Raw genomic sequence first — 14,808 nt, forward strand, 5'->3', positions numbered from 1 at the left:
CAGCCGCCATGCCCGATAACACCCTGCGCGCCCGTGATGAAGCTTTCTGGCAAATGTTTGTCGGCCGCTATGACGTCCAACCCGGCCCGATCAATCTGGAGAACGGTTACTTCGGACGCATGTCGCGCACGGTGATCGAGGAGTACCAGCGCAACATCGAGCTGATCAACACCAGCAATTCGGTGTATGTGCGCCAGCGCTACGAGCAATACGACAACCTCGACATCCGCGCACAACTGGCCGAGCTGATCGGCGTGCGCGCGCAGAGTGTGGCGTTTACCCGCAACGCCACTGAAGGCCTGCAATCGCTGATCCGCAACTACAACCGCCTGCAACCCGGCGATCAGGTGCTGATCTGCGACCTCGAATACGACACGGTCAAAGGTGCCATGCGCTGGCTAGCCAAGCATCGCGGCGTCGAAGTCATCGAGATTGACCACGCGCATCCGGCGACTTTCGAGAGCCTGCTGGCCACCTACCGCGAAACTTTTATTCGTCACCCGAAACTGAAACTGATGGCCCTCACGCACGTCACCCATCGCAGCGGTCTGGTGATGCCGGTGCAGGCCATCGCCGCGCTGGCCAAAGAGCATGGCGTCGACATCATCCTTGATGGCGCCCACGCCCTCGGCCAGATCGAATTCGACTTCGAAGCCCTCGGCATCGCCTTCGCCGCGTACAACCTGCACAAATGGATCGGCGCACCGCTGACTCTCGGTTTCCTCTATATCGCTCCGCAGCGGCTGGCCGATATCGACCCGGACATGGGCGAGATGCACTACCCGGTCAACGATATCCGCTCGCGCACCTCGTACAGCACACCGAACATTCCGGCGCTGATGACCTTGCCGCTGGTGTTCGAAGAGCATCGCTCGCTCGGCGGCGCAGCGGCCAAAGGGGCGCGAATCAATTACCTGCGCAACCTGTGGGTCAGCGCCGTGCGCCAGTTGCCGGGCATCGAAGTGATGACGCCAGACGATCCACGCTTGTATTGCGGGATCACTGCGCTGCGTTTCACTCGCCATGACAATCAACAGGCGATGGCCGAGCGTCTGCTCAACGAATACAACCTGTTCACCGTGGTGCGCACGGGCGCCGCCTGCGGGCCGTGCATTCGCATCACGCCGGGACTGACCACCACCACTGCCGAGATGCAATTGCTGACGCGCGCGCTGAACGAGCTGCGCTGAATCGCCTAAACGGTGTATTTGTCGAAGTCCTCGGGTTTGATCTGCGACGACACCGCAAAGGTGTCGATGCCGATGGTCAGGTGGCCGAAGAAACCGTCCTCGTGGGAGTCGCGGCCGATCGGCCAAACGGTCAGGGTCGAAGCCTCGCCGCCCATGTCGGCAAAGAAACTGTCCTGAGTATTGTTCAAAGCGGTTGAGGCGCGACCGCGATAGGCTTTGGCGTTGAGCACCGAGCGCGACACTACTTCGGGGAAATACAACTGACCGACCCACGCCACGTTGCGCTCTTCGAGGTACTCGGTACCTGTGACCATGCGCACCGCCACATGGATGTGCAACGCACGACCGGCGTAGAACCCCGGATAGATCGTGGTAAAGCGCGCCCTGCCCTTGTGATCACAGAACTGACTGCCGCGCAGGTAGGTGTCATCGTCGGTGCGCGGGATCGAACCGATGGCTTCGGCGTCGACTTCGAGATCCGGGTTGATCCGGCTCCAGCCAGAATACGCACCGCGAGCGTTGCAATGCCAGATGTCCACCAGCGCGCCGCTCACCGGTTCACCGGTCATGGCATCGACGATGGTCAGGCGTAGCAGCAGCGGCAAGCCTTCCGCACCTTCGCTGATGTTGCGGCGCAGCAATTGCGGGTTGCGAAAATACGGCCCGGCGATTTGCTCGGGGGCCAGTTGATACACCGGGTTCGGTGAGGGTGTTGCAGCGTCTCGATCCATGATGCGTTCTCTCTTCCATAAGAGAACGCAGATTAGCGCCACGCAATCGCCTGTGTGCGGTAACTATGTATCGCGTCGTAACTCCAGGCTGCGATCTTTTGGCCTAGCCATTTGAAAGCAAGATCAAAAGATCGCAGCCTCGTTGCACTCGACAGCTCCTACATTGCATCCCGTATCAACGCCCTGTAGGAGCTGCCGAAGGCTGCGATCTTTTGATGTTGGCTTTTCTGCGGGCAAAAAAAAACGGTGCGCCGACCGAGCGCACCGTAAAGCCGTAGAACACACAACGAAGTGTTTGGTAATAATCAGTCCAGCAGCGCCAACGCCTCAGCGGTGCATTCCTGAATGCGGGCCCAGTCGCCGTTCTTGATCCACTCCGGATCAAGCATCCAGCTACCGCCCACGCACATGACGTTTTTCAGCGCCATGTAGCTTTTGATGTTGGCCGGGCCGACGCCGCCAGTCGGGCAGAATTTCACTTCGCCGAACGGACCGCCGAGGGCTTTGATTGCCGCGACGCCACCGCTGACTTCCGCCGGGAACAGCTTGAAGCGGCGATAACCCAGACCGTAGCCTTCCATGATGCCGGAGGCGTTGCTGATGCCCGGTAACAGCGGAATCGGACTGTCGACGCTGGCTTCCAGCAGGTCACGGGTAATGCCTGGGGTGACGATGAATTGCGAGCCGGCAGCTTCGGCCGCCGCGAGCATGTTGCGATCGAGCACGGTGCCGGCACCGGTCATCAGTTCCGGACGCTGGTCGCGCAGGATCTGAATGGCCTTGAGGCCGAACTGCGAACGCAGGGTCACTTCCAGCGCGGTCAGACCACCGGCGGCCAGGGCGTCGGCCAGTGGCAGCACGTCCTGTTCGCGGGCGATGGTGATCACCGGCAGGATCCGCGCCTTGGCGCAGAGGCTGTCGATCAGGGCAACTTTGTCCGCCATGGAAACGGTCGGGGATGGGGTTGTCATAGCGGCTGTTCCTTGGCTCATGGGCACCAGTAAATCTCTAACGTAGGTTGCAGAAACGCGCGCACCGGCATGGCGGCGACGTCATCGGATGCCAGCGCGGCATTCAGGGTGGTCAGTTTCGACTGACCGGAAATCGACAGAATCTTGTGTTTCGCCGACGCCAGCAGCGCACGGCTCATGGTCAGGCGCTGACGCGGCACGCTCGGCGCCAGCATCGGCCAGCAACGGCGAGTGCCATCGGCTTGCAGCGCTTCGGCCAGGTTCGGACTGTTAGGGAACAGCGACGCGGTGTGACCGTCATCGCCCATGCCCAACACCAGCACGTCAATCGGCGGCAGCTCAGCGAGCAAGCGATCAGCCTGTTCAGCAGCCTGCTCGACGTTCGCCGCAGCGCTATAAAGGCTGAGGAACTGCGCTTTCGCCGCCGGGCCTTTGAGCAGGTACTGCTTGAGCAGACCGGCATTGCTGTCGGCATGTTCAACCGGTACCCAGCGCTCGTCGGCGAGGGTCACGATGACCTTCGACCAGTCCAGTTCCTGTTTGGCCAGGTGCTGGAAAAACGCCACCGGGCTGCGACCGCCCGACACCACCAGCACCGCGTTGCCGCGTGCCGCAATGGCCTCGCTCAATTGCTTGGCGACATTCAGCGCCAGACCTTCAGCCAACAGCACCGGGCTCTTGAATTCGTGAGCGTTTACGCCCGCAGGCAGTTGCACATTAGATATCGCCATACCACGACCTCCCGTCCCGCGTGATCAATGCAATGGAGCTCATCGGCCCCCACGACCCGGCCGCGTACGGCTTGGGCGCGTCACCGGATTTTTTCCACCCGGCGATCAACTGGTCACACCATTTCCACGCGGCTTCGATTTCATCTTTACGGACAAACAGGTTCTGATTGCCGTTCATCACTTCCAGCAACAACCGCTCATAGGCATCGGGGATCCGCGCGCTACGCCAGGTGTCGGAGAAATTCAATTGCAGCGGCCCGCTGCGCAGTTGCATGCCTTTGTCCAGGCCCTGCTCTTTGGTCATCACGCGCAAGGAAATGCCTTCGTCCGGTTGCAAGCGAATGATCAGTTTGTTGCTGATCTGCAAGCGCTGCTCGGGGGCGAAAATGTAGTGCGACGGTTCCTTGAAGTGGATGACGATCTGCGACAACTTCTGCGGCATACGCTTGCCGGTGCGCAGGTAGAACGGCACGCCGGCCCAGCGCCAGTTGCGGATGTCGGCACGCAAAGCGACGAAGGTTTCGGTGTCGCTCTGGGTGTTGGAATTTGGTTCTTCGAGGTAACCCGGGACGGATTTGCCTTCGCTGTGGCCGGCGATGTACTGGCCGCGCACTACTTGTGTGGTCAGACCTTCCGGACTGATCGGCGCCAGCGCCTTGAGCACTTTTACTTTTTCATCGCGAATGCTGTCGGCAGACAGGTCAGCCGGTGGATCCATGGCGATCAGGCAGAGCAGCTGCAACAGGTGATTCTGGATCATGTCGCGCAGCTGGCCGGCCTTGTCGAAGTAGCCCCAACGGCCTTCGATGCCAACCTTCTCGGCCACGGTGATTTCCACGTGGGAGATGTAATTCTGGTTCCACTGGGTTTCGAACAGGCTGTTGGCGAAACGCAGCGCGATCAGGTTCTGAACGGTTTCTTTGCCCAGATAGTGGTCGATGCGGTAGGTGCGGTTCTCCGGGAAGAACTGCGCCACGGCATCGTTAACCTTGCGCGACGATTCGAGATCGGAGCCGATCGGTTTTTCCAGCACCACGCGGGTGTTTTCTGCCAGACCGACGCTCGCCAGGTTCTCGCAGATCGCGCCGTACACCGCTGCAGGTGTGGCGAAGTAAGCAATCATGCGTTGCGTGCTGCCGGCCTGTTCGGCCAGCGCCACGTAATCTTCAGCCTTGAGGAAGTCGACGTGCAGGTAGCTCAGGCGCGCAAGAAAGCGCTCGGCCACGGCTTCGTCCAGCTCTTTGCCGACATAGCGGCGCAGTTCGGCGGCGATGAACGCCAGGTGCTGCTGCTCGGTGCCATCTTCACGGGCCAACGCGATGATGCGCGTGTCTTCGTGCAACAGATCGGCGCCATCGAGGTGATACAGGGCAGGAAACAGCTTGCGCAGGGCCAGATCGCCGAGAGCGCCGAACAAGGCAAAGGTGCACGGTTCAACCGTAATCGAAGGCATGATGTTTGTTCTTTTATCAAGTTAAGCTACAAATACCTTTTTTCAAGGCATCACTCAAGGGAAAATGTAGTAATAACCACAACATTTTCGCAAAATACAGATTCCGAGTGGTGGTCGGTCGGAGCCATCAGTAGGATAGGCCACCGTGACGGGCCACATCAAAGGCCCAATTTGCATAGATCAGCGCACCTTTGCGCTGGTGAATTAGGAATTCCATATGGACCGCGTGCGAAATTTACTGGAACAGATCCAGAGTCGCCTTGAAGACCTGAACAAGGCCGAACGCAAAGTCGCCGAGGTGATCCTGCTCAACCCACAGCAGGCCACCCGCTTCAGCATCGCCGCCCTCGCCCAGGCCGCGTCGGTGAGCGAACCGACGGTCAACCGTTTCTGCCGTTCGTTCGGTGTCAGCGGCTACCCGGAACTCAAGCTGCAACTGGCGCAGAGCCTGGCCAGTGGCGCGGCGTACGTCAGCCGCGCGGTCGAGGCCGATGACAATCCCGAGGCCTACACGCAAAAGATTTTCGGCAGCGCCATCGCCTCGCTGGACAGCGCTTGTCAGGCGCTGGATCCGAATCTGATCAGCCGCGCCGTTGACCTGTTGATTCAGGCGCGGCAGATCCACTTCTTTGGTCTCGGCGCTTCGGCACCGGTGGCGCTGGATGCGCAGCACAAGTTTTTCCGTTTCAACCTGGCGGTTACCGCGCACGCCGATGTGTTGATGCAGCGGATGATTGCTTCGGTGGCGCACACCGGTGAGCTGTTCGTGATCATTTCCTACACCGGGCGTACCCGTGAACTGGTGGAAGTGGCGCGCATTGCTCGCGAGAACGGGGCTTCGGTGTTGGGTTTGACGGCGGAGAATTCGCCGCTGGCCAAGGCCAGTACGTTGAGCCTGAACATTCCGCTGCCGGAAGACACCGACATCTATATGCCGATGACTTCGCGGATCATTCAGTTGACCGTGCTGGATGTGTTGGCGACCGGGATGACCTTGCGGCGCGGGGTGGATTTCCAGCCGCATTTGCGCAAGATCAAAGAGAGCTTGAATGCCAGCCGGTATCCGGTTGGGGATGAGTTCAACTGATCCGGAATCTCGGCTGACAGATCCGGTCTCTTCGCGAGCAAGCCCGCTCCCACATTTGGAATGCGTTCCCCCTGTGGGAGCGGGCTTGCTCGCGAAGGGGCCAGCCGATTCACCACACGATCATCAAGCCGCCACCCACGCCTGCAAACTCAAATGCGCCTTCTCCCCCGGCGCCAGGTGCAGGCTGTCCGTCCCGCCCGCCGCCGCTTCAACACAGACAAACTCCGAAATCTCATCCCACGTCACGCCCAATAATGGCCGCGCCCCGGGATGCCAGACCACCGTGTCGGCACTGTCGCCGGTATCAATGCACAACTCGCGCTGCCAGGCATGATCTTTCAGCTGCAATTCGCCGTCATGCTGGAACACGCGCTGACAACCGCCATCCACGCGCAACTCGCCTTCCTGCTGACAACTCTGGCGGCTCAACTGGTCGTAACCCTGCGCACCTTCGAGCCCAGACAGCGCTATCTCACCAACATCGCCAATACGCCAGTAAGCGTGCAAAGCCTGGCTTAACTGGCACGGCATATCATCCTGATGCTCGGTGCTCAGGCGCAGATCCATGCGTTCGCCAAGGTGCGCGTGCAGGTCAACCTGCCAGTCGCACAGTTGCAATTGCCAGTGCAAACGCACGCCATCGTCGGCGGTGCTGCTGTCGAGTAATTTCCAGTCGAGCAAACGCGCCCAGCCATGCGACGGCCAGGCGTTCTCGCTCGGATGACGGCCATACCACGGCCAGCAAACCGGCACACCGCCACGGATCGCCCCGACATGCGGCCACTTTGCCGCACACCACAACCACGGTTTTTGCCGGCGCGGCTGAAAGTGCAGCAACTGCGCGCCCTGACGACTGAACACCGCCTGACACAGCGGGTGATCGATCACCAACACGTCGCGCATCTGATAGCGCTCCCAAGCGAATATCGGCTGTTCGCGCAGGGATTTGAAGAAGCGTTGTAGCGGATGCTCATGCATGGGCCACGGTCCTGAAAATCATGGGGGTATTCAAATTCCACATTGCTGTTGTGGCGAGGGAGCTTGCTCCCGCTGGGCTGCGAAGCGGTCCCTGAATCATTCACTGCGGTGTGTCAGTCAAATCTCATCAGCAGCGTTTACGACTGCTGCGCAGCCGAGCGGGAGCAAGCTCCCTCGCCACAGAGGCATTACCTATGATTGCATCGACCTATGTCACAAAAAAAAGCGGACAGCCTTGGCTGTCCGCAAATATGCGCACATAGAGAGGAGCTTATCGCAGACGCGTTAGAACGTAGACTGAATTTTCAGGCCAGCGACCAATGCGTTGTCCACATCATCCACACCGCCCGGGTGAGTGATGTACTGCAGGTTAGGACGTACGGTCAGCCAGTTTGTTACGTGGAAGCCGTAGTTGATTTCGTAGTTGTATTCGGTTTCACGAATCGGCGAGAACACCGGGTTGTCGTAATCCGACACACCGTTGGAAACGTTCAGCAGCTCGGCGTTTTTCTTCACGTCATCGTTGACGTGGATACGTGCCGCGCCGATACCGACGTCATCCTTCGGACGCGCGTCGAACGGGCCTTTGTAGACAAACATCACCGACTGGTAGTTATCGATGAAGTTGGTGTCTTTGTCGTGGAACGTGGCGTTGGCCGCGATGTTCAGACCGCGAGAAGCATCACCGTTGTGGCTGGTGAGTTGCTGTTGCGCCACAAACCAGTAGCCGCTTTTGCTGCTGTGGGACTTGTACGCGTCGCCCGTGGTAGCCGCGTCGAAACCGTTGACGTCTTCACGGACGTCGTCGGCGTCGGCCGTGCTCTTGTAGTAACCGACGCGGTATTCGCCCGGCAGGCTGTTGACCTTCGGCGACCAGACCAATTCAACCGGCAACACAGTCCCTTTGGTACCACTGCCGCTGAGTTTGAAGCCGTTGCCGTGTTCCAGCTGCGACGGGTTCTGGTTGTAAGCACCGATTTGCGCGTAGAGCTCGTCGTTGATGTTGTACTTCACGCGGATAGCGGCCTGGCTGACTGGCCAGTTGTACCAGATGTTGGTGGCCCAGTTACCCACTTGGGAACCGCAGAACGCCAGGTTCTGGAAGTCGCACGGGAAGGTGTTGAAGTCTTCGCCTTCACCGAAGTAACCGGCCTTGACGTCGAGCTTGTTGTCGAAGAACTGGTGCTGAATCCACAATTGGGTCAGACGCACCATGTGGCCACGACCGTAAACTTCCTGCGAGGAGCTCAGGGTGCCGGCACGCGGATCGCCAACGCGGTCGTTGGAGATGTTGTAACCGTTACGGTTGGTCAGCTGGATCTTGGCCTGAGTGTTGTCCCAGCCCCACAGCTTTTGCAGATCGAGTGCCACGCCCAGACCGAACTGGTCAGCGTAACGCGCAGTCTTGTCGTCGTTGTAGCCACCGTTCAGGTTGCCACCGACTTCCCCAACGTAGTCAGCCTTGATGTCGATACCCTGCTCGATCAGCTTGGTACGCTCGCCACCCCAGTCGCCCGTCATCCATTTCGAATCGGAGCTGAAGGCATCCGCCGCCATGGCGTTACCGGCCAGCACCAATGCCGCCGCAGCTGATACTTGGCAGATCAACCGGGCATTGACGTGTTTCTTTTTCATCCCTACATCCTCGTCTTTATTGTTATTAACTGTTTTTATCTAACGCGGTTTACTTAAATTGCGATGGATTACAGGCAATCCGCCGCGTGCTCCTTTGTAGGAGTGAACCCTGTGGCGAGGGGATTCATCCCCGTTGGGCTGCGTAGCAGACCCCGCTTTTATGGGGCCGCTGCGCGACCCATCGGGGATAAATCCCCTCGCCACAAAAGCCCTCTCCCACATCAAATTTCAGCGGCCTTTGAATTGGGCCACGTTCGCAGACCGCGCATCGGTCTGTGGCAAGCCCGCTACACCCAAACGCTCGCCGGTGTTGGCATCAAACAACAACACTTTCGACGGATCGAATTGCAGCGTCAGGCTTTCGCCCACCTGCGGTGCCACGTCCGGCGCCAGACGGCAGCAGACTTTGGTTTCATTCAAATTGACGAACACCAGCGTGTCCGGACCGGTCGGCTCGGTGACCTGCACTTCGGCACGAATGCTTGGCAGACCATTGCCTTCGCCGTTCGACAGAACGATCTGCTCCGGGCGCAGGCCGAGGATCACTTCGCGATCTTCAAGACCGGCATCCTGCATGCTCATCGGCAACTCGCAACGGGCCTGGCCGCTGTCGAGCAGCGCCAGCAGACGACCGTCCTTGCGTTGCAGGCGCAGCGGAATGAAGTTCATTGGCGGCGAACCGATGAAGCTCGCGACGAACAGGTTGGCCGGGTCGTTGTAGATCTCTTTCGGCGTACCGAACTGCTGAATGATGCCGTCCTTCATCACCGCCACTTTGTCGCCCAGGGTCATCGCTTCGATCTGGTCGTGGGTCACGTAGACCGTGGTGGTTTTCAGGCGCTGGTGCATCAGTTTCATTTCGGTGCGCATCTCGACGCGCAGTTTGGCGTCGAGGTTGGACAACGGTTCGTCGAACAGATAAATCTTCGGCCGACGCGCCAGTGCACGGCCCATCGCCACACGCTGTTGCTGACCACCGGAGAGCTGACCCGGTTTACGGTTCAGCAAATGTTCGATCTGCAGCAGCTTGGCCACACGCGCGACTTCTTCGTCGATCGCCGCCTGAGGCATCTTGCGAATTTTCAGGCCGAACTCGATGTTCTCGCGCACGCTCATGGTCGGGTACAGCGCGTAGGACTGGAACACCATGGCGATGTCACGATCCTTCGGGCTCATGCCGCTGACGTCTTGATCACCGATCATGATCGCGCCGCCGGTGATGGTTTCGAGACCGGCGATGCAGTTCATCAACGTCGATTTGCCGCAGCCCGACGGGCCGACGAGGATCAGGAATTCGCCTTCCTTGATCGACAGTTCGATGTTCTTCAGGGTGTCCGGCAGGCCGGCACCGTAGGTCTTGTTTACGTTGCGAAGTTCGAGCGTTGCCATGATTACCCCTTGACTGCGCCGGCCGTCAGCCCGCGCACGAAATACTTGCCTGCGACCACATAGACCAGCAGGGTCGGCAGGCCGGCGATCATCGCCGCTGCCATATCAACGTTGTATTCCTTGGCGCCGGTGCTGGTGTTGACCAGGTTGTTCAGCGCCACCGTGATCGGTTGCGAATCACCGCTGGAGAACACCACACCGAACAGGAAGTCGTTCCAGATCTGGGTGAATTGCCAGATCAGGCAGACCATGATGATTGGCGTCGACATCGGCAGAATGATGCGGCGGAAAATCGTGAAGAAACCCGCGCCATCCAGACGTGCGGCTTTCACCAGCGCATCCGGAATGCTCACGTAGTAGTTACGGAAGAACAGCGTAGTAAACGCCAGACCGTAAACCACATGGATAAACACCAGGCCGGTGGTGGTGCTCGCCAGGCCCATTTTGCCGAGGGTGAACGAGGCCGGCAGCAGCACGGTCTGGAACGGCAGGAAGCAACCGAACAACAGCAGACCGAAGAACAACTGCGAACCACGGAAGCGCCAGAACGACAGCACATAACCGTTCAACGCACCGATGGCGGTGGAGATGATCACGGCAGGAACGGTGATCTTGATCGAGTTCCAGAAGTAACCGTCAACCGTGGCCCAGGCCTTGACCCAGCCGATGCCACTGACCACGGTCGGCCAGCTCAGCAAGTTGCCGGTGCTGATGTCTTCCGGGGTCTTGAAGCTGGTCAGCAACATAACCACCAGCGGCACCAGATAAAGCAGTACGGCAAGGATCAGCACCGCGTAGATCGCGATGCGACTCAGGCTGATAGCAGGTTTGGCAGCGAGACTAGTCATTGCGCTTGGTCCTCAGCTCGGAATACAGGTAAGGCACGATGATCGCGAGGATCGCACCGAGCATCAGAATCGCACTGGCCGAGCCCATGCCCATCTGGCCGCGACTGAAGGTGAAGGAATACATGAACATTGCGGGCAGGTCGGAGGAGTAACCCGGACCACCAGCGGTCATCGCCGCGACCAGGTCGAAGCTCTTGATCGCGATGTGCGCCAGAATCATCACGGCACTGAAGAACACCGGACGCAGGCTTGGCAGCACGACTTTCCAGTAGATCATCGGCATGCTCGCGCCATCGATCTGGGCGGCACGGATGATCGATTGATCAACGCCACGCAGGCCGGCGAGGAACATCGCCATGATGAAGCCAGAGGCTTGCCAGACAGCAGCGATCACCAGGCAATACACCACGCGATCAGGGTCGATCAGCCAGTCGAGACGGAAGCCTTCCCAGCCCCAGTCACGCAACAATTTGTCCAGGCCCATGCCCGGGTTGAGCAGCCATTTCCACGCGGTACCGGTGACGATCATCGAGAGCGCCATCGGGTACAGGTAAATGGTGCGGATAAAGCCTTCGCGACGGATGCGCTGGTCGAGGAACACCGCCAGCAACACGCCGATCACCAGAGTGATACCGATAAACATGCCGCCGAACACCGCGAGGTTTTTGCTCGCGACCCACCAGCGATCGTTATCGAACAACCGCGCGTATTGCGCCAGACCGGCCCACTTGTAGTTGGGCAGGAAAGTCGAGGTGGTGAACGACAGCACGAACGTCCACAGGATGTAGCCATAGAAGCCCACCAGAACGATGAACATGCTCGGCGCCAGCACCAGTTTTGGTAGCCAGCGCTGCAATGCATCGAACGGCGAGGCCTTGCTGAACACAGCAACAGAACTCATGGGGAAATCCAGTACGAGAGAAAAGGACTACATGGGCAACTCGCCCCTTTGTAGGAGTGAGCCTGCTCGCGATTGCGGTGTGTCAGTTGATGAATCTGTTACCTGACAAACTGCTATCGCGAGCAGGCTCACTCCTACAGGGGCTAAGCATTACTTGGCGGACTTGATCGCTGCGCCGAGTTTCTTGGCGGTGTCGGCCGGGTCGGCTTTCGGGTCGTTGATGTAGTTGGTCACGACATCAAAGAACGCGCCTTGCACGGCCAGCGTGGTCGCCATGTTGTGCGCCATGCTTGGTTGCAGGCCGCCGGATTTGGCGTCAGCCAGGAAGTCTTTGGCAGCGGTCTGTGCGCAGGAATCGAAGCCCAGCGCTTCCATGTTGTTCAACATGTCGTTGCGAACCGGGATCGAGCCTTTGTTGATGCTGAAGACTTTCTGGAAGTTTTCACCCAACACGACTTTGGCGATGTCTTTCTGACCGGCCGCAGTGCCTGCGTCTTTCTGCTTGAACACAGCCAGCGAGTCGATGTTGTAGGTGAACGCTTTGTCGGTGCCCGGGAAGGCTACGCACTCGTAATCCTTGCCGGCGATTTTCTTGGCGGCAGTCCATTCGGACTTGGCCCAGTCACCCATGATCTGCATGCCGGCCTTGCCATTGATGACTTTGGCCGCTTCCAGGTTCCAGTCCTGACCTTTGCCGTCGACGTCCATGTAGGTCGCGACTTTCTTCAGCTCGGTCAGTGCCTTGACCATCTCCGGACCGGTCAGCGCGCCGTTGTCCAGATCAACCAGGGCTTTCTTGTAACCATCAACACCCATGACCGACAGCACCACGGCTTCGAACACGGTGCTGTCCTGCCAAGGCTGACCGCCGTGCGCCAGCGGAATGAAGCCCGCAGCCTTCAGCTTATCGCCCGCAGCGTAGAATTCTTCGAGGGTGGTCGGGTTCTTGGTGATGCCAGCTTTCTTGAAGACTTCCGGGTTGATCCACAGCCAGTTCACGCGGTGAATGTTCACCGGCACGGCCACGTAATCACCGTCGTACTTCACGGTATCGGAGACTTTCTTGTCGAGCAGGCTGTCCCACTTTTCCGACTTGGCGACGTCTTTCAACACGTCGGTGTCGAGCAGGCCGGTCGATGCCCATTCCTGGATGTCCGGGCCTTTGATCTGGGCTACGCCAGGCGGGTTGCCGGCGACTGCGCGGCTTTTCAGCACGGTCATGGCAGTGGCACCGCCACCACCGGCGACAGCGCCGTCTTTCCAGGTGAAACCGTCTTTTTCGACTTGAGCCTTGAGCACATCAACAGCGGCTTTTTCGCCACCGGACGTCCACCAGTGCACGACTTCGACCGAACCTTTGGATTCGGCAGCAGAAACACTGAGAGGCAGAATTGCGAGCGGGAACAGGGAGGCGACAGAAATGACAGTAGCGAGGCGAGAAATCGCATTCATCTGAGATGTACCTTTCTTGTTGTTATGCATGCAAGTCTGGTGCTTGCGCTGCACAGGAGTTTAAACAGGGCGATTCCCTTCGCAGGTAACGAAGGGACGCGCGAATGTCACCGCATGGTTACACAGGAATCTCTTGAGACAACTGCGCCAAAGCAGTCGCCATGCTCGGTGACAAGGGTAGACGAGGGATCAGCACCGCTTGCCAGGCGTGATACAGGTCGGGTTTGCCCGCCCAGATATCGGCACTTGGGACATTTTGCGGATTGAGTTCGTGATGCCAACTGCCGTCGCAACGATCGATGAAATGCGTTTCGCAGAATTCCCAGAACAGCCGGTACCAGGTTTCGTATTGCTCATCGCCGGTGCGTTTGAGCAAGGCGCTGGCGGCGGCGCTGGCTTCGGCGTGCGTCCAGTGCAAGCGATGACGGACGACGGCTTTGTTGTGCCAATCGAGGGTGTAAACGATGCCCGGCAAACCATCGACGTTCCAGCCGTTGCGGCAATTGTTTTCGAAGAGTTTCTGCGCATCGGTCGCCAGCCAACCGGGCGTGAGCATGCCGGCCTGCACCCGCGCCGCTTCGAGGTGCAGCAACAGCCGCGCCCACTCGAAACCGTGGCCCGGCGTGGTGCCGTAGGGGCGGAAACCGTCAGCCGGATTGTCGTGGTTGTATTCGCGCAGCGGTTGCCAGTCGCGATCGAAGTGTTCGATGACCATGTAACCGTTGCCGGCAGCGTGACCGTGGATCACCCGCTCGACGATGCGTTGCGCACGCACCAGCCAGCGCGGGTCTTCAGTGACATCGGCCAGTGCGAGGAACGCCTCGGTGGCGTGCATGTTGCTGTTGGCGCCGCGATAGGCTTCTTCTTCGCTCCAGTCGCGATTGAAGAATTCGCGCATGGCGCCCTCTTCTTCGCTCCAGAAATAGGTGTCGATGATGTCGATCGCATCATCCAGCAACGCTTGCGCGCCGGGGCGTTTTGCAGCCACAGCAGAGCTGGCGGCCAGCGCGACGAAGGCATGCAGATAGGCGTTTTTGCCGGTGTTGTCGTCGCGGTGTTCGGCGACCGCAAACCAGCCACCGTGCAACGCATCACGCAACGGCCCGCGCAGTGCGGCGATGCCGTGATCGACCAGTTCAGCGAAACCCGGCAAGCCCTGAATATGGGCCATGGCGAAGCTGTGGGTCATGCGCGCGGTGTTCATGGTTTCGGCTTGCGCGTTCGCTGGCAGGCGGCCGCGTTCGTCGAGGTTGCCGAAACCTTGCGGGAGTTTTGCAGCCTTGGCGAAATCCAGCAGACGCAGGCCTTCAGCGGCAAGCCATTGCTGGTGGGCAGGGGCGTTCAGCCAACTGCTGAAGCCGGGTTGGAAGCGATCCATGGGTGGCCTTTTTTGTTGTTATGACTGCGGGGAGTCTAAACAACGGGCCGGGGCGGGCTTGTAA

Annotated in this window: 13 protein-coding genes; 2 read left to right on the forward strand and 11 right to left on the reverse strand. The window is 59.3% G+C overall.

Annotated features, from left to right (window positions below; all coding sequences use genetic code 11):
• Positions 1 to 8: 8 nt before the first annotated feature.
• Entirely contained in the window at positions 9 to 1,190 is a 1,182-nt protein-coding gene (locus tag GVL50_RS10425; protein ID WP_159812805.1) for an aminotransferase class V-fold PLP-dependent enzyme, read from the forward strand.
• Between the two features lie 5 nt (positions 1,191 to 1,195).
• Here the strand turns inward: GVL50_RS10425 and GVL50_RS10430 are convergent, their stop codons facing one another.
• From GVL50_RS10430 to zwf, 4 genes are all read right to left on the reverse strand, one after another.
• Entirely contained in the window at positions 1,196 to 1,921 is a 726-nt protein-coding gene (locus tag GVL50_RS10430) for an intradiol ring-cleavage dioxygenase (protein WP_159812807.1), read from the reverse strand.
• Between the two features lie 305 nt (positions 1,922 to 2,226).
• Positions 2,227 to 2,892 (reverse strand): bifunctional 4-hydroxy-2-oxoglutarate aldolase/2-dehydro-3-deoxy-phosphogluconate aldolase, encoded by a 666-nt coding sequence (locus GVL50_RS10435; RefSeq protein ID WP_008082815.1) that lies wholly within the window; start codon positions 2,890 to 2,892, stop codon positions 2,227 to 2,229.
• 17 nt (positions 2,893 to 2,909) lie between these two features.
• Positions 2,910 to 3,623: a 6-phosphogluconolactonase gene (gene pgl / locus GVL50_RS10440; protein ID WP_159812809.1), complete on the reverse strand. Its 714-nt coding sequence runs from the start codon at positions 3,621 to 3,623 to the stop codon at positions 2,910 to 2,912.
• Positions 3,610 to 5,076, reverse strand: coding sequence for a glucose-6-phosphate dehydrogenase (gene zwf, locus GVL50_RS10445; RefSeq protein WP_053123011.1), 1,467 nt, complete (start codon positions 5,074 to 5,076; stop codon positions 3,610 to 3,612). Before zwf ends, pgl begins: the two co-directional genes overlap by 14 nt.
• A gap of 226 nt (positions 5,077 to 5,302) precedes the next feature.
• Here zwf and GVL50_RS10450 point away from each other — a divergent pair, with 226 nt between their 5' ends.
• A complete protein-coding gene (locus GVL50_RS10450) occupies positions 5,303 to 6,163 on the forward strand; it encodes a MurR/RpiR family transcriptional regulator (protein ID WP_171057240.1) in 861 nt (286 codons plus the stop codon).
• Positions 6,164 to 6,286: 123 nt separating this feature from the next.
• Here the strand turns inward: GVL50_RS10450 and GVL50_RS10455 are convergent, their stop codons facing one another.
• The 7 genes from GVL50_RS10455 to GVL50_RS10485 all read right to left on the reverse strand — a co-directional run bounded on the left by GVL50_RS10455 (position 6,287) and on the right by GVL50_RS10485 (position 14,744).
• Positions 6,287 to 7,141 (reverse strand): D-hexose-6-phosphate mutarotase, encoded by an 855-nt coding sequence (locus tag GVL50_RS10455; RefSeq protein WP_159812811.1) that lies wholly within the window; start codon positions 7,139 to 7,141, stop codon positions 6,287 to 6,289.
• A gap of 285 nt (positions 7,142 to 7,426) precedes the next feature.
• Positions 7,427 to 8,776 carry a carbohydrate porin gene (locus tag GVL50_RS10460; RefSeq protein ID WP_159812812.1) on the reverse strand — a complete coding sequence of 450 codons (1,350 nt, stop codon included), beginning with the start codon at positions 8,774 to 8,776 and terminating at the stop codon, positions 7,427 to 7,429.
• Between the two features lie 228 nt (positions 8,777 to 9,004).
• Positions 9,005 to 10,165, reverse strand: a complete 1,161-nt coding sequence (locus tag GVL50_RS10465) for an ABC transporter ATP-binding protein (protein ID WP_159812814.1) — start codon at positions 10,163 to 10,165, stop codon at positions 9,005 to 9,007.
• 2 nt (positions 10,166 to 10,167) lie between these two features.
• Complete coding sequence (locus GVL50_RS10470; RefSeq protein ID WP_007917872.1) at positions 10,168 to 11,013, reverse strand: carbohydrate ABC transporter permease; 846 nt, start codon at positions 11,011 to 11,013, stop codon at positions 10,168 to 10,170.
• Positions 11,006 to 11,914, reverse strand: coding sequence for a carbohydrate ABC transporter permease (locus tag GVL50_RS10475; protein WP_008082808.1), 909 nt, complete (start codon positions 11,912 to 11,914; stop codon positions 11,006 to 11,008). Before GVL50_RS10475 ends, GVL50_RS10470 begins: the two co-directional genes overlap by 8 nt.
• 150 nt (positions 11,915 to 12,064) lie before the next feature.
• Positions 12,065 to 13,366 carry an ABC transporter substrate-binding protein gene (locus GVL50_RS10480; protein ID WP_053123019.1) on the reverse strand — a complete coding sequence of 434 codons (1,302 nt, stop codon included), beginning with the start codon at positions 13,364 to 13,366 and terminating at the stop codon, positions 12,065 to 12,067.
• Positions 13,367 to 13,484: 118 nt separating this feature from the next.
• Positions 13,485 to 14,744 (reverse strand): AGE family epimerase/isomerase, encoded by a 1,260-nt coding sequence (locus tag GVL50_RS10485; protein WP_159812816.1) that lies wholly within the window; start codon positions 14,742 to 14,744, stop codon positions 13,485 to 13,487.
• Positions 14,745 to 14,808 lie beyond the last annotated feature (64 nt).

It is taken from the genome of Pseudomonas sp. 18058 (assembly GCF_902706155.1).
Lineage (GTDB): Bacteria > Pseudomonadota > Gammaproteobacteria > Pseudomonadales > Pseudomonadaceae > Aquipseudomonas > Aquipseudomonas rustica.